Here is a 25119-nt window from a genome sequence, read left to right as displayed (position 1 = left end):
GCGCTGCGGTCAGCTTCTCGGCTCAGACCCGGTCTGAACGGAGAGAGCCTTCCGCCTCGCGCCTGGCCAGGTGCTCACTCGGCGGAAGGCCCAGAACGCGACACATATCGTCCCCAGTTGCCCTGCACCGCGGTTCTGCGAGCAGAGTACGCCGTTAAACTTCCGGCGTCCAGATCGAGACCGGGACCAACAGGCGCGCCTCTTTCGGCTAACGCCCGTGGCTCAGTTCGCCGGAGCTTCGAGTACCTCGTCGATGAGTTGGATGCCGCCGGAGGAGTTCGCCGAATGCATGAGATCTTCGATCCATCGCATGTTCAGTTGAGGGGTTTCGGGCTCCTCGAACGTGAAGCGAAGCGGGATGGATGGGTGCAGCCAGATGGTCGAACGTCCAGCCGGGTCCTCCTCGGGATGACGCCACGACAGGGTGAAGCTCTCATTCCTGCGGAGCTTTGTCGCGATGACGACCTTCAGGTGCGCGAGAGCGCGATCCTCGATGTGAATTGCGTCGTCACCGCCGCCGTAGATCAGACTGCCCATGCCGGCCAGGATACCGGGAGCGGCCTGCCGCCGTATCCCTTCACACGACGACAGGCCGCGAGTTTGCAGGGTGCACGTGACGTTCCCCAGAACAGCACGGCTCCGCTGCAGCCGCCCACGTTACGGGGCAGGGCCGACACGCCAAGGGGATTGACAGCACGGCGGAGCAGCCCTGTAGGTTGAGGCTGGGTCGCATGAAACGGCGACCTACGGGCCGGTGAAGTCCCCAGCAACACCGGCAGGTGGTCCCGAAGGTACCCCAGACCTGTCGGGACCACCCCCCCAATCACGGCTGGATGTGGACGATGCTGCACCGCTGAACCACGCTTCACCCCGCGCAGCGACCCCAGGGGCATCCGCACGGAAGAGGCCTTCGCTCTTCCCTCGAACGTGTCAACGACCTCGACTCGGGCGACACCACAGACGCGGACTTCGCCCAGCCTGACGCAGACGTCCAGCCATCATCAGACGGTCAGGTTACGCGCCCGTCCCCCGGTCGCGAGACCCGCAGCCAGCGGTAGCCGTACGCCGGCACCTCCAGCTCGACGGCACCGCCTGGCCCGAGCGTCAGTCGCGCCGCCTCGAGAAGGTCGACGAGCGTCGTCCCCTCGGGCTCGTCGGCAAGCCGGAACGACGTCTCGACGGGCACCTCGGAGAAGTTGTGGAGTGCGATCACCCGACCGACATCCGCTCGCAGCGAGTGGACGAGCAGCGCCCGCGCCGGCTGATCGATCACCTCGAATTCGCCCCAGCCCAGCTCCGGCGAGATCCGATAGCGCGAGACGAGATCGCGGATGAAGTGGAGCTGCGAACCCCGGTCCTCCAATTGGGAGGCGACATTGACATGCTGCGGCGCGTATCCGTCGGCGGGCGGCCGCGCGACGAGTCGCGAGGGCGCAGCATCCGAGAAGCCGCCATTGCGATCCGCCGACCACTGCATCGGAGTCCGCACCGACTCGCGGCCTTCGATGTCGACATTTTCCCCCATGCCGATCTCTTCGCCGTAGAACAGCACCGGGGTGCCGGGCAGGGTGAAGAGCAGGCTGTACGCCATCCGTATCCGTCGCGGGTCGCCCTCGAGCATGGGCGGGACCCGGCGGGTGATTCCGCGGCCGAACACGCGCTGGCGCTCGTCAGGCGCGAGCGCATCGAACACCTCCTGCCGCTCGCTGTCGGTGAGCTTGTCGAGTGTGAGCTCGTCGTGGTTGCGCAGGAAATTCGCCCACTGCACCTCTGCACCCAACGACGGCCGGGAAGTGAGGGCGTCGATCAGCGGAGCCGGGTCGCGGCGCACGAGAGACAGGTAGAACGCCTGCATCCCCACGAAGTCGAACTGCATCGTCAGCTCATCACCCGCGTCTCCACCGAAGTACTCGACCTGCTCGGCATAGGGCAGGTTGACCTCTCCGAGCAGGATCGCCTCGCTCGAGCGGCGCTGCAAGAAGCGCCGGATGTCGCGCAGGAGCTCGTGCGGGTCCGGGATCACCGCACCGGGAGGTGCCTCGAGCAGGAACGGCACGGCGTCGACGCGGAATCCCGAGATGCCCAGCTGCAGCCAGAAGCCGATGACCTTCGCGATCTCATCGCGCACCTTCGGATTCGCGACGTTGAGATCCGGCTGATGCTCGTAGAAGCTGTGTAGATACCACTGCCCGGACTTCTCGTCCTTCTCCCAGATGCCATCGGCCTGGCCAGGGAACACCGCGTTCTTCTGCCCCTTGGGCGGCGCATCGTCACGCCAGACGTAGTAGGCGCGATACGGGGAGTTCACGCTGCGCTTCGCTGCGAGGAACCACGGATGCCGGTCCGACGTGTGGTTGACGACCAGATCCACGATGACACGCATGCCGCGATCGCGGGCGGTGCGGATCACCTCCACCAGGTCGCCGTGGGTGCCCAGCCGGGGATCCACCCCGTAGAAGTCGCTGATGTCGTAGCCGTCGTCTCGGTCAGGCGTCGGGTAGAACGGCATGAGCCAGAGGCAGGTGACGCCGAGCTGAGCAAGGTAGTCGATCCTCTGCGCGAGTCCCTGAAGGTCGCCGATGCCGTCGCCGTCGGAGTCGAGGAACGTCTCGACGTCGAGGCAGTACACGACGGCGGACTTCCACCACAGATCGCTCGTGTCGGTGATCTTCACAGCTGCTCCTTCAGGGACGGGATCAGGTCGGACGCCGCCATGTCGAGGAACGCCGACTGGTCGCGGCCGACGTGATGCAGATAGACGCGATCGAACCCGATGTCCGCCAGCTCGGCGATACGAGACGCCAGTGACACCGGGTCGTGGTCGATCAGCACAGCCTTGCGCAGACCGTGATCGTCGAGGCCTGCGACGGCGTCGTCGAAGTCCTCCGGCTGCTCGAGATCCCAGGTCACGGGCGGCGTGAGCAGACCGTTGCGCCACTGGTCTCGTGCGATCGAGAATGCCGCGGCGTCGGTGCGCGCCCAGCTGATGTGAACCTGGAGGATGCAGGGTCCTCCACCACCGGCCGTGCGATACGCGGCCACCACCCGTCTCAGCGCTGCCGGCTCCTGCGCGACCGTGGCGAGCCCGTCCGCCCATCCGGCTGCCCACGCGGCGGTCTCCGCACTCACCGCGGTGGCGAACAGCGGCGGCGGCTGAGCAGGTCGACTCCACACCCGTGCGCGATGCACCCGGACGAGACCGTCGCGGGTGACCTCGTCCCCGTCCATCAGGCGCCGGATGACGTCGACACTCTCCCGCAGGCGGGCGTTCCGCTCCGGCTTGGGTGGCCAGCCGTCCCCGGTGACATGTTCATTGACGGCCTCTCCACTCCCCATGGCCGCCCAGAATCGCCCGGGGAACATCTCCTCGAGCGTCGCGAAAGCCTGAGCGATCATCACCGGGTGGTATCGCTGTCCGGGGGCGTTGACCATGCCGATCGAGAAGCGGGTTCGTGCCAGGGCCGCCCCGATCCAGCTCAGAGCGAACCCCGATTCCCCCTGGCGCGGACTCCACGGTGCAAGATGATCGGAGCACATGGCTCCGTCGAACCCCGCTCCTTCCGCCGCGGCGACCGCATCGAGAAGTGCGCTCGGGGCGATCTGCTCATGCGACGCGTGGAAACCGATGAAGACCATGAGCCGAGTCTGTCAAGGAAAGAGAACTTTCGGCAGGGCCTGGACACGGCGCGGCCTCGTACCCGTCAGCCGATCGGAACGCTGATCACGCGGTCGTCTCCCGCAGCCGGCTGCCCGCGCCCGTCGGTGTTGTTCGTCAGGACCCACAGCGTGCCGTCCGGCGCGAGCACGACGTCGCGCAGACGCCCGTACTCGCCGACGAGGTGCTCGCTCGCGGTTCCGAGAGCCGCCAGGGGAATCTCGCGGAGCCTCTCGCCGCGCAGGTTCGCGACCACGACGGCACCGTTCGCGACGGCGATCCCACTCGGGCTGGCGACATCGGGGCTCCACTGCTGCACCGGGTCGATGAACCCCTCGCGGTCGGCGAAGCCCTCGATCTCGGGCCAGCCGTAGTTGCCGCCCGCCTCGATGACGTTCAGCTCGTCCCAGGTGTCCTGACCGAACTCGCTCGCGTACAGCACGCCGTCGTCGTCCCACGCGAGACCCTGCGGATTCCGATGCCCGTAGCTGTAGACAGGTGAGCCGTCGAAGGGGTTGTCCGCAGGAATCTCCCCCTCCGGCGTGAGGCGCAGGATCTTTCCCGAGAGGGAGTCGAGATCCTGCGCGCTCGAGGGGTCACCCGCGTCGCCCACGGTCGCGTAGAGCATCCCGTCGGGACCGAACGCGATGCGTCCGCCGTTGTGGTTGCCGGCGGCATCCATTCCGGAGATGACGGTGTCCGCCCGTCCCAACGCGAGGTCACCGGCCGGCCCGGTCAGCTCGAAGCGCTCGATGCGGTTCTCGTCGGCACCCGTGAGATAGACGTACAGGTAGTCCTCATGGACGGCGATCCCCAGAAGTCCGCCCTCTCCCCGCGGCGCGACACCGTCGATGACCGCGACCTCCCGAGCCTCGCCGTCGTCGGAGAGCTCGAGGATGCGGGCGGAGTCGCGTTCGCTGATCAGCGCCACATCATCACGGAAGGCGATGGACCATGGCGCGTCGAGGTCCTGCGCCACGACCGTCACCTCCTCCGGCTCCACCGACGACGGCGCTGCGCTCGTCGCGGAGGGCGGACGCGGGGCTGGCTCGCTCGTGCAGGCCACCAGCACGAGGACAGCGGATGCCGCCGCGCCCGCGCAGATGCACCGTCTTGTCGTGGTCGTCATCGCCTCTCCCCTCACGCCGACTTCGACATTATGCGGCCGCTCCGCTCCTCGGTACCCTCGGGTGACACCGCGCGCCGAGCCGTGTCGGCACCTGCTCGTACGCTCGAGCTGTGCCGTCGAGTCATGACCTGCCCGGTCCCTGCCACCTCTGCGGAGGCCGCACAGGGGCGCGCCTCGGCAGCGCCTGGATCTGCGGCACCTGCGGCTGGCGGTACGGCGATGTTCCCGACAGCGATCTGCCGCTGCCTCAGATCGAGGTGGTCTATTACCTGCGATACGACCGGCGCGTGAAGATCGGCACGAGTCGACGCCCTCGGCAGCGCCTCGCGAGCATCCGACATGACGAGCTCCTCGCCTTCGAGCGAGGCGGCCGGCCGGTCGAACAGCAGCGGCACCGCGAGTATGCGGCGCAGCGCGAAGGCGGTGAGTGGTTCACGCTCGACGATGAGCTGCGTGCCCACATCGCGCGTCTCCGCAGCATCGGCGACCCCTGGGAGCTCTACGCGCGATGGCTCAGCGAGGCTCTCCGGGCGTGACAGAGGCGCCCCCGGGCTGTGGCCGGGAGCGCCTCTGTGGCATGGGATCAGGCCGTGGCGGCACGGCCGCGAGCGGTCTCCGGCTGCGGCTGCGAGAACAGCACGACCACGATGACCGCGGCGCCGACGACGACGTGCGGCAGCCAGACGTTCAGCGCTTCACCGGAGAACCCGAAGATCCACGGCGACAGGGCGAGGAACAGGCTCGCGACGATGTCGAACACGAGGTGGACCGGCATCGGGATGAACCCGAAGGGGCCCCACTCGTACTTGGTGAACAGGCTGTAGACGATCAGGCCGACTCCGAGCACGATCGGGATGACGACGGCAGGGCCGCCCATGCCGGCGAATCCGAAGAGCCACGGCGCAGCGATGAGAGCCACACCGACGATGTAGTCGAGGATTCCGTGGACCTTGGTGGGAATGAAACGCATGATTCCTCCTTGTGCTTCGCCGCGGTCGCGGCTCACATCTGATTCGGCGCGCCCGCCGAATCGGATTGCTCGACTCGCGGCTGAGTCCCAGACCGCCCTGCTACGGTGAGGGAACCGGCATCGTGCCGGTATCAGGGAAGACTTCTTGTCGACCAACGGGCCGTTCTCGGCCATTTCGTTCTCCGTCGCCTCCTCTGTGCGATCAGAGGAGAGCCATGTCTCACCCATCCCTGCCCGTTGCTTCGAGCGATTCCTCCGCCCATTCCTGGTCGGAGCCGCAGCTCCCCACGGGCACGACCGCAGTCATCTACTGCGAGGGCCAGTTCGGCGAGCAGGACGGCAAGACGGCCAACGGGCTCGTCCGCCACTCCGAGAAGTACGAGATCCTCAGCGTCATCGACAGCACGCACGCGGGGGCGGATGCCGGGATGCTGCTCGACGGCACGGCGGTCGGGATCCCGGTCCTCGACGGCCTCACCGCCGCGATCGCTCACGCCGGACACGTTCCCGACTACCTCATCTGCGGCGTCGCGCCCGCCGACGGCCTGCTCTCGCCCGGGCAGCGCACCGTGCTGCTGGATGGGATCGCGCGCGGGATGCACATCATCAACGGCCTGCACGAGTTCTTGACGGATGACGCGGAGTTCGTCGCGGCGAGCCTGCTCGCCGGTGTCACCATCACCGACATCCGCCGCCCCAAGGAGAAGAAGGATCTGCACCTCTTCTCGGGGCGCATCTTCGACGTCACGTGCCCCCGGATCGCCATTCTCGGAACAGATGGAGCGATCGGCAAGCGCACGACCGCGACCCTGCTGGTGCGCGCGCTGAACGAGCATGGCATCCATGCCGTGATGGTCGGCACGGGGCAGACCACGATCATCCAGGGCGGAAAGTACGGGGTAGCGCTGGACGCCCTCGTCCCCCAGTTCTGCTCGGGCGAGGTCGAGAACCAGGTCGTCGCCGCGTTCGAGGGCGAAGACCCCGACGTGATCATCGTCGAGGGCCAGGGAGCGCTCAGCCACCCGGCGTACATCACCTCCGCGCACATCCTCCGCGGCAGCCAGCCGGCGGGCGTCATCGTGCAGCACGCCCCCGGCCGCGAGAACCTCGGGGACTTCCCGATGGTCGCGATGCCCACCGTGGAGAGCGAGGTCGCGCTCATCGAGGCCTTCGCTGACACCAGGGTCATCGGGATCACCGTGAACCACGAGAACCTCTCCGAGGCTCAGCTCAGCGCGTCGATCGACGAGATCGAACTGAGCCTGGGGCTCCCGGCCACCGATCCCCTGACGCGCCCGCTGACCGAGCTCGTCGAGATGGTGCTGCAGGCGTTCCCGTCGCTCAGCCCGCTGCAGCCCAGCCGTAGCGGCGTGTGAGCGCACTCGCGACCCTGTCGTAGCGCCCGCGGTCGAGCACAGCCGCCTCACGCCGCAGGCCGTGCTCGTGCACGCTGTACAGCTGCTCGATGTCAACCCAGGACTCGCGTCCCTGCGAGTCCCAGGAGCCGGCACCGATCGTGAGGAAGTCGCGGTCGCCGTCGTGTGCCCGACTGGTCATGCGGACGGCGTACACGCGGTCCGCCGAAGCCCGCCCGATGACGAGCACCGGTCGGTCCTTGCCTCGACCGTCGTTCTCCTCGTAGGGCACCCAGGTCCAGACGATCTCGCCGGCGTCCGGGGCTCCGTCGCGTTCGGGAGCGTAGGCGACCTGCAGATCGTCAATGCGCTCGGGGTCGATCCGGATCGTGGCCGTGTCACTGCCGCTCCCCCGATCCTGCGACGCATCGACCGGCACCCGTGCTTCCGAGGACGTCCGCAGACGCGCGACCGGGCGTCTCGGACGATGTTCTGTCCGAGACGCCCGGTCCGACCCCAGCAGCTTCTGCAGGATCTGCGCGAGTGTCGCCAGGATGCCGTCGGTATTGCTCACACGGTCACCCTAACCGCTGTCATGCGTCCGCGAGAGCGTAGCCCTCCTCGCCGTGCACGACCTGGTCCACACCGGCGATCTCGTCTTCGTTCGTGACGCGGAAGCCGATCGTCTTCTCGATCGCGAAGCCGATGATGAAGGCGACGACGAAGGAGTAGATGAGCACACCCAGAGCGGCGATCACCTGGACGGCGAGCTGGCGGGCGTCGCCGCCGACGAACAGGCCGGTGTCGGTGGCGAAGAAGCCCAGGTACAGGGTTCCGATCAGGCCGCCGACGAGGTGGATGCCGACCACGTCGAGCGAGTCGTCGAAACCGAGGCGGAACTTCAGCTCGACCGCGAGAGCGCAGACGATACCGGCGACGGCGCCGAGCAGGAGCGACCAGCCGGGCGTCAGGTTGGCGCACGCCGGGGTGATGGCGACGAGACCGGCGACCGCACCGGATGCGGCGCCGACCGAGGTGGGCTTTCCGTCCTTGATCTTCTCGATCAGGATCCAGCCGAGGATGGCAGCAGCCGTGGCGCCGAGCGTGTTGAGACCGATGAGTCCGACACCGCCCATGTCCTCGGCGAGCCACTCCGCACCGGCGTTGAAGCCGAACCAGCCGAACCACAGCAGCGCAGCGCCGAGCAGCGTCAGCGGCACGTTGTGCGGCTTGAGGATGCCCTTCTGGAAGCCGATGCGCTTTCCGAGGACGATCGCGAGGGCGAGGGCCGCAGCGCCCGCATTGATGTGCACAGCGGTACCGCCGGCGTAGTCGATGACGCCGATCCCGCTGTCCTCACCGAACAGCGTGGTGCCGAGGTTCATGATCCAGCCGCCGCCCCAGACCCATGCGGCGACGGGGAAGTAGCCGACGGTGGCGAAGACACCGGCGAAGATCAGCCAGCTGCCGAACTTCGCGCGGTCGGCGATGGCGCCGGAGATCAGGGCGACCGTGATGATCGCGAACGTCGCGCCGTAGGCGACACCGAGAAGGGCGACGTTCGATCCCTCACCCGAGGCCAGGCTCGAGAGCCCGAAGTCGGCGAAGGGGTTGCCGGCGAAGGCGGTCGGACTGTCGACGGCGCTCATGGAGAAGCCGAAGAGAATCCACAGCACGGCGACAAGGCCGATCGAGCCGAAGCTCATCATCATCATGCTGACGACGCTCTTCGCCTTGACGAGACCGCCGTAGAAGAAGGCGACGCCAGGCGTCATGAGCAGGACCAGCGCTGTCGCGGTGATCGCCCACGAGATGTTGCCGGGAGCATCCATAGGAAAACCTCACATCCGAAGTAATTGAGAGCTTCAGTGTGACGACGCGCGGTTTCGCGCATGCGTGAGGTTTGTTTCTCCGGTGTTACAGAAGGGCTCCGGGTGTGAACATCGCGTTACACGGGCCTGCAGGGTCACGCAGAATGCGTCAGCGCGTTCAGTCGGGAGATGGCGCGAAGGTACTTCTTGCGGTATCCGCCGGCGAGCATCTCATCGGAGAACACGGCGTCCAGACCGAGGCCTGTGGCGATGATCGGGATCTGGGCGTCGTACACCCGGTCCACGAACGCGACGAACCGCAGCGCCTCGGACTGATCGGTCAGCTGGCGGACGCCGCGGAGGCCGACCTGGTCGAGTCCGTCGATCACGCGGATGTAGCGGGACGGATGCACCTGGGCCAGATGACGGATCAGATCATCGAAGCGGTCATCGGATGCCGTGCCGGCGGTCGCGCCCGCCTCACGCGCGCTGTCGTAGGCCTCGTCGTCGAGGACGACGGCATGGCCGTCCAGAGCGCGCTGCCGGAAGTCGACGCCGTCGATCCGGATCGTCTGGAAGCTGTCCGACATCGCGTGGATCTCGCGAAGGAAGTCCTGCGCCGCGAAGCGTCCTTCGCCGAGAGCGTTCGGCGGGGTGTTCGAGGTCGCGGCGAGGCGGGTGCCCGTCGGGACGAGTTCGCCGAGCAGACGCGTCATGACCATGGTGTCGCCCGGGTCGTCGAGTTCGAACTCGTCGATGCAGAGGAGGTCGGCGCCCTTGAGCAGGTCGACCGTGTTCTTGTAGCCGAGTGCGCCCACGAGCGCGGTGTACTCGATGAACGACCCGAAGTACTTCCTGCGTGCGGGCATCGCGTGATAGATCGACGCGAGAAGGTGCGTCTTGCCCACGCCGAAGCCACCGTCCAGGTACACCCCCGGCTTGACCTCTGGCTCCTTCTTCGCCCGGCTGAAGAACCCGCCGCGCTTGACCGGGCCGCCGCGACCGGCGAAGCGGATCAGCGTCTCCTTGGCCTCCTCCTGAGAGGGGTAGGCGGGATCCGCGCGATAGCTGTCGAACGTGGCCGTGTCGAACTGCGGCGGCGGCACCAGACTGGCCAGCATCTCGGGTCCGCTGACGGCGGGCTGGCGCTCGGTGAGGTGCACGATTCCCGTGCGGCTGGTCGTGTCGGTCATCACGGTCCTGAATCGGGTGCGCACCTGTGTCGAAGTCTTACGAATCGGGTGCAGGGCGCACTGAGGGGATCTATCGTCGAAGGGACGGCTCCACACTACGCCGTCCGCCACCGCACCCTCGCCCGCTCAATGCTTCGGAGAACCCCATGGCCATCGAGATCGATTCCTCCTCCCCCAAGTTCGCCGAGTACGCCGAACCCGGCCGTCTGGTGACGACCGAATGGCTGGCGGAGCGCCTCGGACAGCCTGGTCTCGTCGTCGTCGAGTCCGATGAGGACGTGCTCCTCTACGAGACCGGACACATCCCCGGTGCCGTGAAGGTCGACTGGCACACCGAGCTCAACGACCCGGTCGTGCGCGACTACGTCGACGGCGAGGGCTTCGCCCAGCTGCTCAGCCGCAAGGGCATCGCCCGCGACGACACGGTCGTCATCTACGGCGACAAGAACAACTGGTGGGCGGCCTACGCCCTCTGGGTGTTCTCCCTCTTCGGACACGAGGACGTGCGACTGCTCGACGGCGGCCGCGACCGCTGGATCTCCGAGGGACGCGAGCTCACGCGCGACGCCACCACGCGCCCCGCGACGGAGTACCCGGTCGTCGAGCGCGACGACTCCGTGATCCGCGCCTACAAGGAAGACGTCCTCACGCACATCGGCAACCCGCTGATCGATGTCCGCTCCCCCGAGGAGTACAGCGGAGAGCGCACGACCGCTCCCGCCTACCCCGAGGAGGGCACGCTGCGCGCCGGGCACATCCCCACCGCGCAGAGCGTGCCGTGGGCCAAGGCCGTCGCGGAGGACGGCGGCTTCAAGAGCCGCGCCGAGCTCGACGCGATCTACCGTGACGGTGCCGGGCTGAAGGACGGCGACGACGTCGTGGCGTACTGCCGGATCGGTGAACGCTCCAGCCACACCTGGTTCGTGCTCAAGCACCTGCTCGGCTTCGAGAACGTGCGCAACTACGACGGCTCCTGGACCGAGTGGGGCAGCGCCGTGCGGGTTCCGATCGTGACGGGTGCCGAGCCCGGCTCGCTCTGAACATGGGAGGATGTCAGGGATGAGCGCCAGCGACCTTCCTGACATCCTCGCCGACATCCGCGACGGCTTCCTGGAGACCCCCGAGTCGGATCGGCTCCTGCTGCTGCTCGAGTACTCCGACGAGCTTCCCCCCGTCTCCGACGAGGTCGCGAACCATCCGGAGATGTGCGAGCGCGTCGCGGAGTGCCAGTCGCCGGTCTACATCTACGTCGAGGTGAACGACGACATCGTCACGATGCATGCGACCGCACCGCCGGAGGCGCCGACCACCCGCGGGTTCGCCAGCATCCTCGTGCAGGGCATCACCGGACTCACATCCGACGAGGTGCTCGCCATCCCCGACGACTACCCGCAGTCGATCGGACTCACGAAGGCGGTCTCGCCGCTGCGGATCGGTGGGATGACCGGGATGCTGATGCGCGCGAAGAAGCAGGTCAGGCAGAAGCGCTGAAGCCCTGCGCCTCGACCCAGTCGGTGATCGCCGCGGTCCAGCCGGGCTGATCGTAGTTCCAGATCTTCGTGTGCCGGGCGACGCTGAACTCGGGCATGGTCACGAGATCCGGTCGTGCCTGCTGAAGGGCCACCGACGAGTCGATCGGCACGAATCCGTCGTCCACGCTGTGGAGGATGAGCATCGGCGCTGTCAGCTCGCCGGCGCGCGCGACCATGTCGAGCCGGTCGAACGAGATCGCGTCGTCCGCGCCGCTGATCCGTGCGGTGAGGGGGCGTTGCAGGGCGCTCATCGCCAGTTCCGGGAGCGGTGCGCGGACACCCGCGATCCGGGCCTGGAAGCGCAGCACGGTGCGCCAGTCGACGACCGGGGACTCCAGGATCAGACCGACGATGCGCTCCCGATAGCTCGAGCTGACCGCCGCCTGCAGGGAGACGGCGCCTCCCATCGACCAGCCCATCAGGATCACCCGCTCGGCGCCGTGGCGCAGTGCGTAGGCGATCGCCGCATCCACGTCCCGCCACTCCGCGGTCCCGAGGGCGTAGGCGCCGGCCCGGCTGCGCGGCGCCTCGCTGTCGTTCCGGTACGACACCACGAGGTTGGGGAATCCGGCGGCATGCAGAACCGGGACCGCCCGCAGGCACTCCACCCGCGTGGCTCCGCGCCCGTGCACCTGGATCACCCACGTCGTCGACGTCGCTGGGAAGAACCAGGCAGGGCAGGGCCCCGCGGGTGATCCGATCAGCACGTTCTGCCAGGACAGATGCAGCTCACTCGGCGACGAGTAGTAGTAGCCGCTGAATCCCGCCCCCCGATCGACCCTGGCCCCCGTCTCGATCTTCGTCAGCAGCTTGCGCCGCACGCTGGTCGCATCGACGCCGAGGACGGCGCCGAGCTTCACGTAGCCGTAGGTGCCTGTCGTGAACAGCCCGTAACGTCCAGGAAGCTCGGTGTCGACCGTGCGTTCGAGCTCGATGGTCTGCGCACCGGTGTCGACCGCGAGGATCTGCGTGTCGACCGGTCGGCGCATCGGGGTGACGACGCGACGAGCCACGCCGAACACGAGGAACGACAGGGCGGCCCCGAGTGCGAGCAGAGCGGGGACAAGGAGTGCAACGGCGTGCCTGAGACTCTTCATCGCCTCCTGACTCTAGCCTGTTGCCGTGACCGCACACCCCGATGCCGGGACCCCCTTCGACAGCGCGATGGCCGAACTGCGCGAGACCGCGTTCCGCGACGACATCACGGTGCGCGAGATCTCCACGCCTCAGGGCCTGGCGCCCTTCGCCATCGCGCTCGCCGCCGACGTGCGACCAGGGGGCGACGGAGAGTCGGTCTACGGCACCGGTCGATTCGTGCTGCTGCACGATCCGGACGAACCGGGAGCCTGGGGCGGGGCATGGCGCATCGTGATCTTCGCGCAGGCGCCGCTCGAGAGCGAGATCGGCACCGACCCCCTCCTGGCGGACGTCACGTGGTCCTGGCTGGTCGACGCGCTCGACTCCCGCGACGCGATCTACCACTCGGCATCCGGCACCTCCACGAAGACGCTGTCGAAGGGATTCGGCGCTCTCGCCGTCGAAGGCGACGGCGCACAGATAGAATTGCGGGCGTCCTGGACTCCGGAAGGCCCGTTCCGACCGCACGTCGAAGCATGGGCCGAGCTGGTCGGAATGCTGGCGGGACTTCCGCCGGGCTCCGAGGGCATCGCCGTGTTCGGCGCTCGAAAGGCAGTACGTGACTGAATACTCCGTGATCTCGGATGTCGAGGAGTTCCGCGCAGCGTGCGCTGCGCTCGCGGCGGGCACCGGGCCGGTCGCCGTCGATGTCGAACGCGCGTCGGGCTTCCGCTACTCGCAGCGCGCGTACCTCGTGCAGGTGTTCCGGCGGGACGCGGGCGTGTTCCTCTTCGATCCGCCCGAGCTCGGCGATTTCTCACCGCTCCAGGAGGCGATCGGCGAGGCCGAGTGGGTGTTCCACGCCGCCAGCCAGGACCTTCCCTCACTCCGCGAGCTGCATCTCGAGCCGCCGTCGATCTTCGACACGGAACTCGCGTCGCGCCTGCTCGGGCACGACCGTGTCGGCCTCGCGGCCGTCGTCGAGGACACCCTCGGGATCACTCTCAAAAAGGAGCACTCCGCCTCTGACTGGTCGACGCGCCCGCTCCCGGACTCGTGGCTCGACTACGCCGCGCTCGACGTGCTGCACCTGATCGACGTCCGCGACGCCCTCGTTGCGGAGCTCGCGGAGCAGGAGAAGACCGAGTTCGCCGCCGAGGAGTTCGCCGCCACCCTGACCCGGCTGCCCAAGCCTCCGCGCGAGGATCCGTGGCGCCGTCTCAGCGGACTGCACCAGGTCCGCGGCGCCCGCAATCTCGCGGTCGCCCGTTCCCTGTGGCAGGCGCGCGAGACCTTCGCGCAGGAGCAGGACGTCTCCCCCGGGCGACTCGTTCCGGACCGCTCGCTCGTCGCCGCCGTCATGGCGAACCCGCAGTCGAAGCAGGCACTCGCCGGCATCAAGGAGTTCCAGGGGCGCGCGAGCCGCACGCAGCTGGACCGCTGGTGGCAGGCCATCGTCGACGGTCGTGCCACCGAGGAACTCCCCCGCGAACGGGTTCCGAGCGACGCGCTGCCGCCGCCGCGTGCCTGGTCCGACCGGAATCCCGAGGCCGACGCACGTCTGAAGGCCGCGCGCCCGGTGGTCGAGGCCGTCGCCGAGGAACTGGGCATGCCGACCGAGAATCTGCTGACCCCGGAGTTCCTGCGCCGCGTGGCGTGGGACGCGCCGGGCGAGACCGCCGAAGACATCGGCGCCGCCCTCTCGGCGCTCGGCGCACGTCCGTGGCAGATTGCACAGACCGCACAGAAGATCGCGACTGCCTTTGTAGAGGCGGCGCAATCGCCCGACACCACCCCCGCACCCGCTTCGTAGGTTCGATCCAACCGATTCCTCCCGGTTTCCGCCCGTTCATAGACTGAGGCGACCGCACAAACTTGGAGGCAGAGTGGCCGAGATCTCGGACGTCTTCTTCGTCGATGGAGTGCGCACCCCCTTCGGGCGCGCCGGCGAAAAGGGCATGTACTGGAACACCCGCGCTGATGACCTCGCCGTGAAGGCGACCATCGGCCTCATGGAGCGCAACGCGGCCGTCCCGGCGGATCGCATCGACGACGTCGCGATCGCCGCGACGAGTCAGACCGGCGACCAGGGCCTCACTCTCGGGCGATCCGTGGCGATCCTCGCGGGGCTCCCGCAGACCGTCCCCGGCCTCGCCGTCGAGCGCATGTGCGCCGGTGCGATGACCAGCGTGACCACCATGGGCGCATCGATCGGCGTCGGGATGTACGACCTGGCCCTCGCCGGCGGCGTCGAGCACATGGGCCACCACCCGATCGGCGGCAACGCCGACCCGAACCCGCGGTTCGTGGCCGAGAAGATGGTCGACCCCGGAGCCCTCAACATGGGCGTCACGGCCGAGCGGATCTTCGACCGCTTCCCGCACCTCACGAAGGAGCGCTCCGACCGCTTCGGGATGCTCAGCCAGCACAAGGTGCAGGCGGCGTACGACGCGGGCAAGATCCAGCCCGACCTGGTCTCCGTCGCGATCAAGGGCGCCGACGGCGCCTGGGGTCTCGCGTCCGAGGACGAGGGGCGACGCCCGCAGACGACCATGGAGGACCTGGCTGCGCTCAAGACCCCGTTCCGTCCCCACGGACGCGTCACCGCAGGAACCTCCTCGCCGCTCACCGACGGCGCGACCATGTCGCTGCTGGCCGGGGGCGGCGCCGTCAAGGAGCTGGGTCTCGCCCCGAAGATGCGGATGGTCTCGTTCGCCTTCGCCGGTGTCCAGCCCGAGATCATGGGTATCGGACCGATCCCCTCGACGGAGAAGGCGCTGAAGAAGGCGGGTCTGCAGATCTCCGACATCGGACTGTTCGAGCTGAACGAGGCCTTCGCCATCCAGGTGATCTCCCTGCTCGACCACTTCGGCATCGCCGACGACGACCCCCGAGTCAACCAGTGGGGCGGTGCCATCGCCCTCGGACACCCGCTCGCCGCCTCCGGTGTGCGTCTGATGATCCAGCTCGCGGCGCAGTTCGCCGAGCGCCCCGACGTCCGCTACGGCCTGACGGCGATGTGCGTCGGGCTGGGCCAGGGCGGCTCGGTCATCTGGGAGAACCCGCACTACGACGGAAAGAAGAAGAAGTAGTGAGCTACGAAGACGTCGACTTCTCGCCCATCCAGGCCCTCACCGAGGGAGAGGTCGTCACGCACTCCCCCGTGCGCGACATCCGCCTCGCCTCCGGCAAGACCCTCGCCCTGATCACGCTCGACAACGGTCGCGACCACAACCGTCCCAACACGCTGGGTCCTGCCACGCTCACCGAGCTCGGCGAGACCCTCGACGGACTCACGGCGCGAGCAGCTGCCGGCGAGATCCAGGCGGTCGGCATCACCGGCAAGCAGTACATCCTCGCCGCCGGCGCCGACCTGTCCGACATCAGCAAGGTCGGGTCGCGCGACAACGCACGCCTGATCGCCCAGCTGGGGCACAAGGTGCTCGGCAAGCTCAGCGAGCTCGGAGTCCCCTCGTTCGCCTTCGTGAACGGCCTCGCTCTCGGCGGCGGTCTGGAGATCGCGCTCAACTCGTCGTACCGCACGGTCGACGCGTCGGCGGCGGCCATCGCGCTGCCGGAGGTCTTCCTCGGCATCATCCCCGGCTGGGGCGGTGCCTACCTCCTGCCGAACCTCATCGGCATCGAGAACGCTCTCGAGGTCGTCATCTCGAACCCGCTCAAGCAGAACCGGATGCTGAAGCCGCAGCAGGCGTTCGACCTGGGGATCGTCGACGCGATCTTCCCCGCGGCGAACTATCTCGAGAACTCGCTGGCGTGGGCCGACGCGGTCCTCGGCGGCAAGAAGGTCGAGCGCAGGAACGAGCCGGGCAAGATCGAGCGCCTCACCAAGTGGCCGATCGCGATCAAGATGGCCCGCGGCATGCTGGAGTCGAAGATCGGCACCGTTCCGAAGTCCCCCTACGCGGCGCTCGACCTTCTCGACAAGGCGAAGAGCGGCACGAAGGCCGAGGGCTTCGCCCGCGAGGACGAGGCGCTGGCCGAACTCGTGACCGGCGACCAGTTCGCCGCCTCGATGTACGCGTTCGACCTGGTGCAGAAGCGGGCGAAGCGCCCCGTAGGCGCTCCCGACAAGGAGCTCGCGAAGAAGGTCACGAAGGTCGGCATCATCGGCGCAGGCCTCATGGCCAGCCAGTTCGCGCTGCTGTTCGTGCGCAAGCTCCAGGTCCCGGTGCTGATCACCGATCTGGATCAGGCACGCGTCGACAAGGGCGTGGCGTACATCCACGAGGAGATCGGCAAGCTCGAGGCGAAGGGTCGGCTCGACTCCGACGCCGCGAACAAGCTGCGCGCGCTGGTCACCGGCACGACCGACAAGACCCTGTACGCGGACTGCGACTTCGTGATCGAGGCCGTGTTCGAAGAGGTCGGCGTCAAGCAGCAGGTGTTCGGGGAGATCGAGAAGATCATCGCCGAGGACGCGATCCTCGCCACCAACACCTCGTCGCTCTCGGTCGAGGAGATCGGATCGAAGCTGGCGCACCCCGAGCGCCTCGTCGGCTTCCACTTCTTCAACCCGGTGGCCGTGATGCCGCTGATCGAGATCGTGAAGACGCCGGCGACGGCGGATGCCGCACTCTCGACCGCCTTCGTCGTCGCGAAGAATCTGGGCAAGAACGCCGTGCTCACCGCCGACGCGCCGGGCTTCGTCGTGAACCGCCTGCTCGCCAAGGTCATGGGCGAGGCGGCACGGGCCGTCTACGAGGGCACGCCGATCGCGGAGGTGGAGAAGGCCTTCGGTCCGCTCGGGCTCCCGATGGGTCCGTTCCAGCTGATCGATCTGGTCGGCTGGAAGGTCGCAGCTCACGTGCAGGACACGATGGTGCATGCCTTCCCGGACCGCTTCTACGCCAACGAGAACTTCCACGCCCTCGCAGAGCTGGATGCGGTGGTCGAGAAGGACAGGGGCGGTCGCGTGACCGGCTGGACGAAGCAGGCGGAGAAGGTGCTCAAGCCGGCGGTCGGCAAGGCGCCGGCCTCGGCCGCGACCATCCTGCAGCGCGTGCAGGACGGCCTCGCCACCGAGATCAAGCTCATGCTGGACGAAGGGGTCGTGCCCGAGGTCGAGGACATCGATCTGTGTCTGATCCTGGGCGCCGGCTGGCCGTTCATCGACGGTGGCGCCTCGCCGTACCTCGACCGCGAAGGCGCGTCCGACCGGGCTTTCGGAGGCTCGTTCCACACCCCGCAGATCCGCGGCATCGAGAGCCGCTGAGCGCGGTACGACCGACGGGGAACGCCCCTCCGACGCGCGAGCGTCGGAGGGGCGTTCTCGGTTCACCGGCCGATCAGCCGGCGACAGGAGTCTGCGGCGGACGCTCGTCGTCATCCCCCGCGCGCGGCCAGAAGAACAGCGCCCGCTCCGCCAGCGCCGTGATGGTCAGCGAGGGGTTCACACCCGGGTTCGCCGGCACGGCGGCACCGTCGACCACGTGGAGTCCGGGATGACCCCACACGCGGTGATAGGAATCGATCACCCCGTCCGCCGGCGAGGCGGAGATCACTGCGCCGCCCAGGAAGTGCGCGGTGAGCGGGATGCCGAACACCTCGGGCCACGATCCTCGAGCCTCGGCGGGAACGCCGCCCTCGCTGCGCATCCGGGCGGCGATGGCGCGTGCTGCGCGATGAGCCTGAGGCAGATGGCTCGGATTCGGCTCACCGTGCCCCTGAGCGCTGGTCATCGTGAGACGCCCGAACCGACGCCGCAGGGAGAGCGTGAGCGAGTTGTCGGCTGTCTGCATCACCAGAGCGATGATCCCGCGCTCGCTCCAACGCCGCAGCGACCCCAGGCGGAACTGGCGTATCGGCGACCGCAGAGCCCGGACCACGACCCCGCCGAGCCTCCGGGCGAGTGAACGGTCGCCCGGCACCATCACGGTCGCGAGCGCGCCCATCAGATTCGAGCCCGGGCCGTAGCGGACGTTCTCGACGTGGGTGCGCTCGTCCACGTGGAACGACGTCGTGATCGCCACTCCGCTGGCCAGGGCGAGGGATTCCGGCACCCTCGTCGCCACGGCGCCGTCCAGTGCCTCGGAGTTGGTGCGGGTGAGCCGGCCCATGGCATCGGACACGTGCGGGAGCGCCCCGGTGTGCTTCATCCGGTGCAGCAGCTGCTGCGTGCCCCAGGTGCCGGCGGCGAGCACGACCTCACGCGCGGTCACGGTGCGCTGCCCGCGTCGCAGCCACGCGCCGCTGCGGCGCGTGGTGACGGCGAACCCGCCGCCCGCGAGCGCCCGAACCTCGGTCACGGTACGCAGCGGCTCGATGATCGCGCCACGGCGCTCGGCGAGGGCGAGGTAGTTCTTCATCAGGGTGTTCTTCGCGCCGACCCGGCATCCGACCATGCAGTTGCCGCAGAGCGTGCATCCGGTGCGCTCCGGTCCCTCCCCGCCGAAGAACGGATCAGCGCTGCGCTCCCCCGGCTTCCCGAACCAGACGCCGACGGGCGCATGACGGAAGGTGCTGCCCACCCCGAGATCCTCGGCGGCCCCGGCCATGATCCGCTCCACGGGTCCGCTGTGCGGATAGCGCTCGACGACGCCCAGCATCCGCTTCGCCGTCGCGTAGTGGGGTGCGAGCTCGGTCTCCCAGTCGGCGATCCCTGCCCACTGCCGGTCGGCGAAGAACGCTCCGCCGGGCTGATAGAGGGTGTTCGCGTAGTTGAGTGAACCGCCGCCCACACCGGCCCCGGCGAGGATCATCACGTGCGGCAGGCGGTGGATGCGCTGCACGCCGAAGCATCCGAGGCCCGGCGCCCAGAGGTAGCGGCGCACGTCCCAGCTCGTCTTCGCGAAGTCCTCGTCCTCGAAGCGCCGTCCCGCCTCGAACACCCGCACCCGATGTCCCTTCTCGGTGAGCCGGAGTGCGGCGACCGCGCCGCCGAACCCGGATCCGACGATCACGACGTCCTCATCGAACCCGGTCACGCGAGAACTCCCTCGGCCGGGGTCAGGACAGTGAACGCTGCCGGACACAGCGAGATGGTGCACTCGTCCTCGCCGAGACGCTCGCCGTCGGCGTAGACCACGAGACCGGGCGCGCTCACCGTCACCATCCGCACTCGACGATGACGCACTTCCGGTCGTGAGAGGTGCCGTCCGCGCAGCAGCAGCGGGAACAGCCGCAGGAGCCGCAGACGCCCGAGCCGTGCGACCTGCACCAGATCGAGCATCCCGTCATCCGGCGTCGCGCCCGCGCACACCGGCATGCCGCCCCCGTAGCTCGCCGTGTTGCCCACGGCGACGAGCGTGCCGAGCGCCGTCTCCGGCGTCTCGCCGTCCACGGCGACCGTGAAGCGCAGAGGCCGGAGGCGAACGAGCTCGATGACGAGCGCCAGATAGTAGCGGAGGGCCCCGTGCGGCCAGCGCAGCCGGTTCGTGCGGTCGCTCACCTTCGCGTCGAATCCCAACGCCGCGACCGTGAGGAACCGCGCGGAGCGGTCGGCGGTCGTCACCTCGCCGACGTCGAGCACGCGACCCGTCCCGGTCAGTGCGAGTTCCGCCGCCGCTGCAGGATCGTGCCGTGGCAGCCCCAGCGCACGGGCGAGGTCGTTGCCCGTGCCGGCGGCGACGAGCGCGACGGGCACGGAGGCGGCGCACACCACGTCGAGGATTCCGGACAGCGTGCCGTCTCCCCCGACGACGACCAGCACGTCGGGACCTTCGTCGACGGCTCGTGCAGCGAGCTCGACGGTCGCCGACGCGGAGTCGCCGGTGTAGACCCGCACCTCCGATCCGCGCGAGCGCAGGTGCGACACGGCGGCATCCGTGGCCTGACCGCCCCGCCCCTTCCCGGCGTACGGGTTCGAGAGGAGTGCGATATGCCCCACGTCAGCCGATCCTCTCGGTGTGCGGCTGCGCGCCGATCACGGCTCCGGGATTCATGATGCCGCGCGGGTCGAGCTCCCGCTTGACGGCCGCCAGGATGCGGACCCCTGTCTCGCCGATCTCCTGCGCCAACCACGGTGCGTGATCGCGTCCCACGGCGTGATGGTGGCTGATGGTGCCGCCGGCCGCGAGGATCGCGTCGTTCGCCCGCGCCTTCACCGGTTCCCAGACGGTCAGCGGATCGGAGCGGATGCCGGCGAGCACGGTGAAGTACAGCGAGGCCCCCGTGGGGTAGATGTGCGAGACATGACACATCACGGAGGACTTCGCACCGGCATCCGCGAAGCCCGTGCGCAGCGCGTCCGTGACCGCGGTTCGCAGGGCGTGCAGGTTCGCCCAGGTCGTCGCCGTCTCCAGCGTCTCGCAGAAGACGCCCGCATCGAGGAGGGAGTCGCGGAGATAGGGTCCGTCGAAGCGACCGGACAACCAGTCCTCCGCTGCCCCCTGGCCGGACGAGGTCCCGCCGGCCGCGGCCAGCAGCGCCGCGGTGCGCTCCCGCCTCTCGCCGATGCCATCGCCCTCGTACACGGTCACGACGCTCGCGCCCTTCGCGAGCGCCTTCCCGATGCGGCCGACCTGCGCCAGGCTCACCGCGGTCTCCGCCTCGTCGGACAGCCGGATCACGGTCGGTCCCCCGCCTTGCTGCGCGACCCGGCGCAGTCCCTCCGCACCGCTCGCGAAGTCGGGGAACGACCAGGCCTCGAACACCCTGTCCTTCGGCACCGGGTGCACGCGCACGCGCACCTCGGTGATCACGCCGAAGATCCCCTCCGAGCCGAGGAAGAGACGCACGAGGTCCGGCCCCGCAGCGGAACCCGGTGAACGGCCGAGCTCCACGTCCCCGGTGGGCGTCGCGACGCGGATGCCGGTCACCATCGTGTCGAAGCGGCCGTAGCCGGCCGAGTTCTGTCCGGACGAGCGTGCGGCGGCGAACCCGCCGATCGTCGCATAGCGGAAGCTCTGCGGATAGTGCCCCAGCTCGAGGCCGTGCCTCGACAGCAGCGCCTCAGCCTCGGGGCCCGTGGTCCCCGCGGCGAGCACGGCTTCGCCGCTGACCTCGTCGAGCTGCAGGAGCCCGCTGAGGCGCCGGAGATCCAGGCTGACGACCGCGTGGTGTGCGCCACGCTCGGGGTCGAGCGCGCCGACCACGCTCGTGCCGCCGCCGAAGGGAATGACCGCGATGTCACGATCGGCGGCGACGACGAGGCAGGCACGCACCTCGTCGTGGCTCCCCGGGCGGACGACCGCGTCCGGCACCTGCTGACCGGGCTGCCTGCGGCGGAGGAGATCGGGGGTCGAACGGCCCCCGGCGTGTCGGATCCGCGCATCGGGGCTCGCATCGACCTCGCCGAGTCCGACGACGGCGGCGAAGCTCGCGAGGTCATCCGCTGTCAGAGCGCTGTCGGCGATACGGACGTGATCCAGCTCGACCGCGGCAGGCGGGCGGCGGAGGCGGCCCAGCAGAAGCGGGAGAAGGGCCCGCACTGCGCGAGGCAGATCGTGGGCCTTTGCGGGATCTCCCCAGCCGTTCCAGCGCATCGGCCCGGCGTCGGCGCCTCTGCCGTTCTCTTGCTCCATGCGTTACAGTGTGACAGATCATGGAAGAACGTCAACCAGGAAGCTCCGCTCTCCTCACCGATCGTCCGCACTGGGACGCGACGCAGGCGCGCGTCCTCGACGCCGCCGACGCCCTCATCAGCCGACGCGGAGTCCACGGCGTCACCATCGCCGAGCTCGCTCGGAAGTCGTCACTGAGTCGACCGACGATCTACCGCAGCTGGAACGACGCCGACGACGTCGTGCGCTCCGCACTTCTGCGTCGCGTGATCGGACTCATCGATCAGTTCCCCGCTCCGGCTCGCACCCGCGCGGCATTGGTCGACGACGTCATGCGGTTCACCGCCCTCTTCCGGACCGACGCGGTGTACAGCCGCCTGCTCGACGACGAGCCCGAGGCCTTCACCCGCTACACGCTGCAGCGTGTCGGCTCCAGCCAGCGCATGATCCTCCAGTGGCTCGCCGCCGCCATCGCAGCCGCGCAGGACGACGGCTCGGTGCGCGCGGGAGAGCCGCAGGAGATCGCGGTGATGCTGCTCCTGATCGCTCAGTCCGCCGTGATCTCGCACGGCACGGTCGCCGACCTGATCGATGAAGCCGCCTGGGAGCGCGAACTGCGTGCGGCGCTCGACGGACATCTGCGGGCATGAGCCACTCGTCGCCCGATCTCGATCCTCGCCGCCGTCGCAGAGAGCTGCAGGAGTCCTCGCTCGAGGTGGCCGATGTGCTCGTGGTCGGCGGCGGTATCACCGGAGCAGGGGTTGCGCTCGACGCCGCGTCCCGCGGGTTGAGCGTGACTCTCATCGAAGCCGAGGACCTCGCCTTCGGCACCAGCCGGTTCAGCTCGAAGCTCGTGCACGGCGGGCTCCGCTACCTCGCGACCGGCGATGTGGCCACCGCGAAGGAGAGCGCGCAGGAGCGCCATCTGCTCATGACGACGATCGCGCCGCACCTCATCCGTCCGCTGGCCCAGCTGCTGCCGTTCCGCCCCGGCGTGACCTGGCGGCAGCGGAGCGCCGGCGCGGTGGGCATGGCACTCGGCGACCTCCTGCGCATGCAGGCGCGCACGTCGCGGTCGGTACTCCCGGCACCTCGTCCGGTCGCCGCCCGCACCGCACGGCGACTCTTCCCCGCGCTCGACGCACGGGGACTCCGCGGCGGAATGCTGTCCTACGACGGGCAGCTCGTCGACGACGCAAGGCTCGTCGTGACGGTTGCGCGGACGGCGGCCGGAATGGGCGCGCGCATCCTCACCCGGGTTCGCGCGGAGCAGCTGCGATCCGACGGGGCCGCCGTGACCGACGAGCTCACCGGCGAACGATTCGAGATCCGCGCGCGCAGCGTCATCAATGCGACCGGCGTCTGGGCGGGCACGCTCGACAACGCCATCTCGGTGCGTCCCAGCCGAGGAACGCACATCGTGCTCGATGCGGCGGACCTCGGGCATCCGTCCGCCGCCCTCACCATCCCGCACGAGGGCTCGATCAGCCGCTACGTGTTCGCGCTCCCCCAGAGAGGAGGCCGCGTCATCGTGGGGCTCACCGACGAGAGCGCACCCGGACCCGTGCCCCGTGTCGCGGAAGCCACCGAGCCCGAGATCGCCTTCCTCCTCTCCACCCTCAACCGCGTGGTGTCGACGCCCATCCGTCGCGATCAGGTGCGCGGGGCCTTCGCCGGTCTGCGCCCCCTGGTCGACAACGGCGCTGACACCACCGCCGATGTCTCGAGACGGCATCTGGTCGCCGTCTCCGACGGCGGATTCGTCACCGTCCTCGGCGGCAAGCTCACCACCTACCGGCGGATGGCCGAGGATGCCGTGGACCTCGCGGTGCGAACGCGCGGTCTGAGTCCCGCGCCGAGCCGCTCGGCGTCGATCCGTCTGATCGAGGAAGATATGGTGGGCCGCGCCCGCATCGCGGACGCGGGAGCCGAAGTCGCGGAGGGCATCGCGATCACCCGGGCGGAGATCGAGTTCGCCGTGCGGGCCGAGGGCGCGATGACCGTGGACGACGTGATGGAGCGACGGACGCGGATCGGGCTCGTCGACGCTGATAGCGACCGCAGCAGGCACGCCGTCGAAGAGATCGTCGCGCAGACGCTGGCACAGATCGACTGAGAAGACCAGGAGAGGAATCGGCCGCGAAATCCACGTGAACATCGGGTGCGCGGACGCTTCACGGGGGCTCGGACGTCGTCAGGACGTGCAGAGTATGAGCGTGGACGCGATCTTCAGCATCTTCAGCAGCGGTGGCGCGATGGGCGGACTGGTCAAGACCGGGACGGCGGTCCTCACGGTCCTCCTCGTGGTTCCGGCCATGTTGAAGCTGTTCATCGTGACCGTCGATGAGGGCTGGGCGGCGATCCGGACGCGCAACGGCAAACCGATCATCCGCCGCGCACGCCTGGGCAAGGCCGCAGCTCCCGGCGTCGGCGAGGTCGTCGTGCTCACGCCCGGCTCGCACGGCGCCTTCCCGCTGTTCTACTGGTACAAGCTCATCGACGTGCGGTGCCGCGCGACAGACCTGCCCGCCCGGCAGCTCACCGCGGCCTCCGGGCATCAGCACCTCGTGCATGCGTCGTTCGAATGGCGACCCGTCGTGTCGGGACGTGACCTGCGGGTGTTCGAGCTCGACGTCGTCAACGTCACCGAGCGCGCCGCCAACATCATCTCCGCGGCGCTGCGCGACGCGGTGCGCTCACTCGAGGGAGCCGAGCTCCCCCGCAACGACGAGCTGAGCACCACGGTGTTGGCGATGTGCGGCGAGAAGGTCCGTGCGGCGTGCGGTGTCGAGGTCGTCGAGGTGCTCATCACCGGAGACGCCCTCACCGACGGCTACCTGCTGTCGCAGGCCATCCGCGGCACCGACAGCGCGCCCGAGGTCGTCGCCGCCCTGCACGCCCTGAACTGAAGCTGCGCCGGTCGTGCGCGGAAGCCC

At 68.8% G+C, this 25119-nt stretch carries 23 protein-coding genes; 11 read left to right on the top strand and 12 right to left on the bottom strand.

The window, feature by feature from the left end; translation table 11 throughout:
* Window positions 1-222: 222 nt before the first annotated feature.
* From DC434_RS08590 to DC434_RS08575, 4 genes are all read right to left on the bottom strand, one after another.
* Entirely contained in the window at window positions 223-537 is a 315-nt protein-coding gene (locus DC434_RS08590; RefSeq protein ID WP_116634886.1) for a hypothetical protein, read from the bottom strand.
* A gap of 472 nt (window positions 538-1009) precedes the next feature.
* Window positions 1010-2674, bottom strand: coding sequence for an alpha-amylase family protein (locus DC434_RS08585; protein ID WP_116634885.1), 1665 nt, complete (start codon window positions 2672-2674; stop codon window positions 1010-1012).
* Entirely contained in the window at window positions 2671-3636 is a 966-nt protein-coding gene (locus tag DC434_RS08580) for a TIGR03885 family FMN-dependent LLM class oxidoreductase (protein WP_116634884.1), read from the bottom strand. The genes DC434_RS08585 and DC434_RS08580 overlap by 4 nt, the downstream gene beginning before the upstream one ends.
* A 65-nt stretch (window positions 3637-3701) precedes the next feature.
* Window positions 3702-4784, bottom strand: coding sequence for a PQQ-dependent sugar dehydrogenase (locus DC434_RS08575; protein ID WP_116634883.1), 1083 nt, complete (start codon window positions 4782-4784; stop codon window positions 3702-3704).
* Window positions 4785-4894: 110 nt separating this feature from the next.
* Between DC434_RS08575 and DC434_RS08570 the strand changes: the two genes are divergently transcribed.
* Window positions 4895-5320, top strand: coding sequence for a GIY-YIG nuclease family protein (locus tag DC434_RS08570; RefSeq protein WP_116634882.1), 426 nt, complete (start codon window positions 4895-4897; stop codon window positions 5318-5320).
* A 47-nt stretch (window positions 5321-5367) separates the two neighbouring features.
* Here DC434_RS08570 and DC434_RS08565 read toward each other — a convergent pair whose 3' ends face one another.
* Window positions 5368-5754 carry an SPW repeat protein gene (locus DC434_RS08565; protein WP_116634881.1) on the bottom strand — a complete coding sequence of 129 codons (387 nt, stop codon included), beginning with the start codon at window positions 5752-5754 and terminating at the stop codon, window positions 5368-5370.
* Window positions 5755-5969: 215 nt separating this feature from the next.
* On the opposite strand from DC434_RS08565, the gene DC434_RS08560 reads away from it, so the two are divergent.
* On the top strand, window positions 5970-7130 hold the full coding sequence (locus DC434_RS08560; RefSeq protein ID WP_116634880.1) for a DUF1611 domain-containing protein: 1161 nt from the start codon (window positions 5970-5972) through the stop codon (window positions 7128-7130).
* On the opposite strand, the gene DC434_RS08555 is transcribed toward DC434_RS08560, so the two are convergent.
* The 3 genes from DC434_RS08555 to zapE form a co-directional block, all read right to left on the bottom strand.
* Complete coding sequence (locus tag DC434_RS08555; RefSeq protein WP_116634879.1) at window positions 7096-7683, bottom strand: type II toxin-antitoxin system PemK/MazF family toxin; 588 nt, start codon at window positions 7681-7683, stop codon at window positions 7096-7098. The two genes, DC434_RS08560 and DC434_RS08555, sit on opposite strands and share 35 nt — an antisense overlap.
* A 19-nt stretch (window positions 7684-7702) precedes the next feature.
* The gene (locus DC434_RS08550) at window positions 7703-8941 is read right to left on the bottom strand and encodes an ammonium transporter (protein WP_116634878.1); all 1239 of its coding nucleotides are present in this window, start codon (window positions 8939-8941) and stop codon (window positions 7703-7705) included.
* A gap of 134 nt (window positions 8942-9075) precedes the next feature.
* Complete coding sequence (zapE, locus tag DC434_RS08545) at window positions 9076-10113, bottom strand: cell division protein ZapE (RefSeq protein ID WP_116634877.1); 1038 nt, start codon at window positions 10111-10113, stop codon at window positions 9076-9078.
* 146 nt (window positions 10114-10259) lie between these two features.
* On the opposite strand from zapE, the gene DC434_RS08540 reads away from it, so the two are divergent.
* Together DC434_RS08540 and DC434_RS08535 are read left to right on the top strand one after the other, a co-directional pair.
* Window positions 10260-11153 carry a sulfurtransferase gene (locus DC434_RS08540; protein WP_116634876.1) on the top strand — a complete coding sequence of 298 codons (894 nt, stop codon included), beginning with the start codon at window positions 10260-10262 and terminating at the stop codon, window positions 11151-11153.
* A 19-nt stretch (window positions 11154-11172) separates the two neighbouring features.
* The gene (locus DC434_RS08535) at window positions 11173-11604 is read left to right on the top strand and encodes a SufE family protein (protein ID WP_116634875.1); all 432 of its coding nucleotides are present in this window, start codon (window positions 11173-11175) and stop codon (window positions 11602-11604) included.
* Here the strand turns inward: DC434_RS08535 and DC434_RS08530 are convergent.
* Window positions 11588-12742 carry an alpha/beta fold hydrolase gene (locus DC434_RS08530; protein WP_116634874.1) on the bottom strand — a complete coding sequence of 385 codons (1155 nt, stop codon included), beginning with the start codon at window positions 12740-12742 and terminating at the stop codon, window positions 11588-11590. The genes DC434_RS08535 and DC434_RS08530 overlap by 17 nt on opposite strands.
* A 25-nt stretch (window positions 12743-12767) precedes the next feature.
* Here DC434_RS08530 and DC434_RS08525 point away from each other — a divergent pair, with 25 nt between their 5' ends.
* The 4 genes from DC434_RS08525 (at window position 12768) to DC434_RS08510 (ending at window position 17955) form a co-directional block, all read left to right on the top strand.
* The gene (locus DC434_RS08525) at window positions 12768-13349 is read left to right on the top strand and encodes a DUF3000 domain-containing protein (RefSeq protein ID WP_279303204.1); all 582 of its coding nucleotides are present in this window, start codon (window positions 12768-12770) and stop codon (window positions 13347-13349) included.
* Window positions 13342-14535 (top strand): HRDC domain-containing protein, encoded by a 1194-nt coding sequence (locus DC434_RS08520; protein ID WP_116634873.1) that lies wholly within the window; start codon window positions 13342-13344, stop codon window positions 14533-14535. Before DC434_RS08525 ends, DC434_RS08520 begins: the two co-directional genes overlap by 8 nt.
* A 73-nt stretch (window positions 14536-14608) precedes the next feature.
* Entirely contained in the window at window positions 14609-15814 is a 1206-nt protein-coding gene (locus tag DC434_RS08515) for a thiolase family protein (protein ID WP_116634872.1), read from the top strand.
* Window positions 15814-17955, top strand: coding sequence for a 3-hydroxyacyl-CoA dehydrogenase NAD-binding domain-containing protein (locus DC434_RS08510; protein ID WP_243408870.1), 2142 nt, complete (start codon window positions 15814-15816; stop codon window positions 17953-17955). Before DC434_RS08515 ends, DC434_RS08510 begins: the two co-directional genes overlap by 1 nt.
* 73 nt (window positions 17956-18028) lie before the next feature.
* Here the strand turns inward: DC434_RS08510 and DC434_RS08505 are convergent, their stop codons facing one another.
* From DC434_RS08505 to DC434_RS08495, 3 genes are read right to left on the bottom strand one after another with little or no spacing between them, the layout of a single operon-like run.
* Window positions 18029-19666 carry a GMC family oxidoreductase gene (locus tag DC434_RS08505; RefSeq protein ID WP_116634871.1) on the bottom strand — a complete coding sequence of 546 codons (1638 nt, stop codon included), beginning with the start codon at window positions 19664-19666 and terminating at the stop codon, window positions 18029-18031.
* A complete protein-coding gene (locus tag DC434_RS08500) occupies window positions 19663-20568 on the bottom strand; it encodes a YegS/Rv2252/BmrU family lipid kinase (protein WP_116634870.1) in 906 nt (301 codons plus the stop codon). The genes DC434_RS08505 and DC434_RS08500 overlap by 4 nt, the downstream gene beginning before the upstream one ends.
* Before the next feature lies 1 nt (window position 20569).
* Entirely contained in the window at window positions 20570-22204 is a 1635-nt protein-coding gene (locus DC434_RS08495; protein WP_243408869.1) for an FAD-binding oxidoreductase, read from the bottom strand.
* A gap of 20 nt (window positions 22205-22224) precedes the next feature.
* Between DC434_RS08495 and DC434_RS08490 the strand changes: the two genes are divergently transcribed.
* From DC434_RS08490 to DC434_RS08480, 3 genes are all read left to right on the top strand, one after another.
* Entirely contained in the window at window positions 22225-22833 is a 609-nt protein-coding gene (locus DC434_RS08490; RefSeq protein ID WP_116634869.1) for a TetR/AcrR family transcriptional regulator, read from the top strand.
* Window positions 22830-24299 (top strand): glycerol-3-phosphate dehydrogenase/oxidase, encoded by a 1470-nt coding sequence (locus DC434_RS08485; RefSeq protein ID WP_116634868.1) that lies wholly within the window; start codon window positions 22830-22832, stop codon window positions 24297-24299. Before DC434_RS08490 ends, DC434_RS08485 begins: the two co-directional genes overlap by 4 nt.
* Before the next feature lie 100 nt (window positions 24300-24399).
* Window positions 24400-25092 (top strand): hypothetical protein, encoded by a 693-nt coding sequence (locus DC434_RS08480; protein ID WP_116635386.1) that lies wholly within the window; start codon window positions 24400-24402, stop codon window positions 25090-25092.
* Window positions 25093-25119 lie beyond the last annotated feature (27 nt).

Origin of the sequence: Microbacterium sp. TPD7012 (assembly GCF_003075395.1) — a bacterium.
Lineage (GTDB): Bacteria > Actinomycetota > Actinomycetes > Actinomycetales > Microbacteriaceae > Microbacterium.
This window is presented reverse-complemented; position numbering and strand designations above follow the sequence as displayed.

Bases quoted from the DNA above. Each gene is read 5' to 3' on its own strand.
- DC434_RS08550 (WP_116634878.1), bottom strand. From the start codon at position 8,941: ATGGATGCTCCCGGCAACATCTCGTGGGCGATCACCGCGACAGCGCTG.
- DC434_RS08495 (WP_243408869.1), bottom strand. From the start codon at position 22,204: ATGGAGCAAGAGAACGGCAGAGGCGCCGACGCCGGGCCGATGCGCTGG.
- DC434_RS08560 (WP_116634880.1), top strand. From the start codon at position 5,970: ATGTCTCACCCATCCCTGCCCGTTGCTTCGAGCGATTCCTCCGCCCAT.
- DC434_RS08530 (WP_116634874.1), bottom strand. From the start codon at position 12,742: ATGAAGAGTCTCAGGCACGCCGTTGCACTCCTTGTCCCCGCTCTGCTC.
- DC434_RS08590 (WP_116634886.1), bottom strand. From the start codon at position 537: ATGGGCAGTCTGATCTACGGCGGCGGTGACGACGCAATTCACATCGAG.
- DC434_RS08565 (WP_116634881.1), bottom strand. From the start codon at position 5,754: ATGCGTTTCATTCCCACCAAGGTCCACGGAATCCTCGACTACATCGTC.
- DC434_RS08575 (WP_116634883.1), bottom strand. From the start codon at position 4,784: ATGACGACCACGACAAGACGGTGCATCTGCGCGGGCGCGGCGGCATCC.
- DC434_RS08485 (WP_116634868.1), top strand. From the start codon at position 22,830: ATGAGCCACTCGTCGCCCGATCTCGATCCTCGCCGCCGTCGCAGAGAG.
- DC434_RS08580 (WP_116634884.1), bottom strand. From the start codon at position 3,636: ATGGTCTTCATCGGTTTCCACGCGTCGCATGAGCAGATCGCCCCGAGC.
- DC434_RS08535 (WP_116634875.1), top strand. From the start codon at position 11,173: ATGAGCGCCAGCGACCTTCCTGACATCCTCGCCGACATCCGCGACGGC.
- DC434_RS08490 (WP_116634869.1), top strand. From the start codon at position 22,225: ATGGAAGAACGTCAACCAGGAAGCTCCGCTCTCCTCACCGATCGTCCG.
- DC434_RS08540 (WP_116634876.1), top strand. From the start codon at position 10,260: ATGGCCATCGAGATCGATTCCTCCTCCCCCAAGTTCGCCGAGTACGCC.
- zapE (WP_116634877.1), bottom strand. From the start codon at position 10,113: ATGACCGACACGACCAGCCGCACGGGAATCGTGCACCTCACCGAGCGC.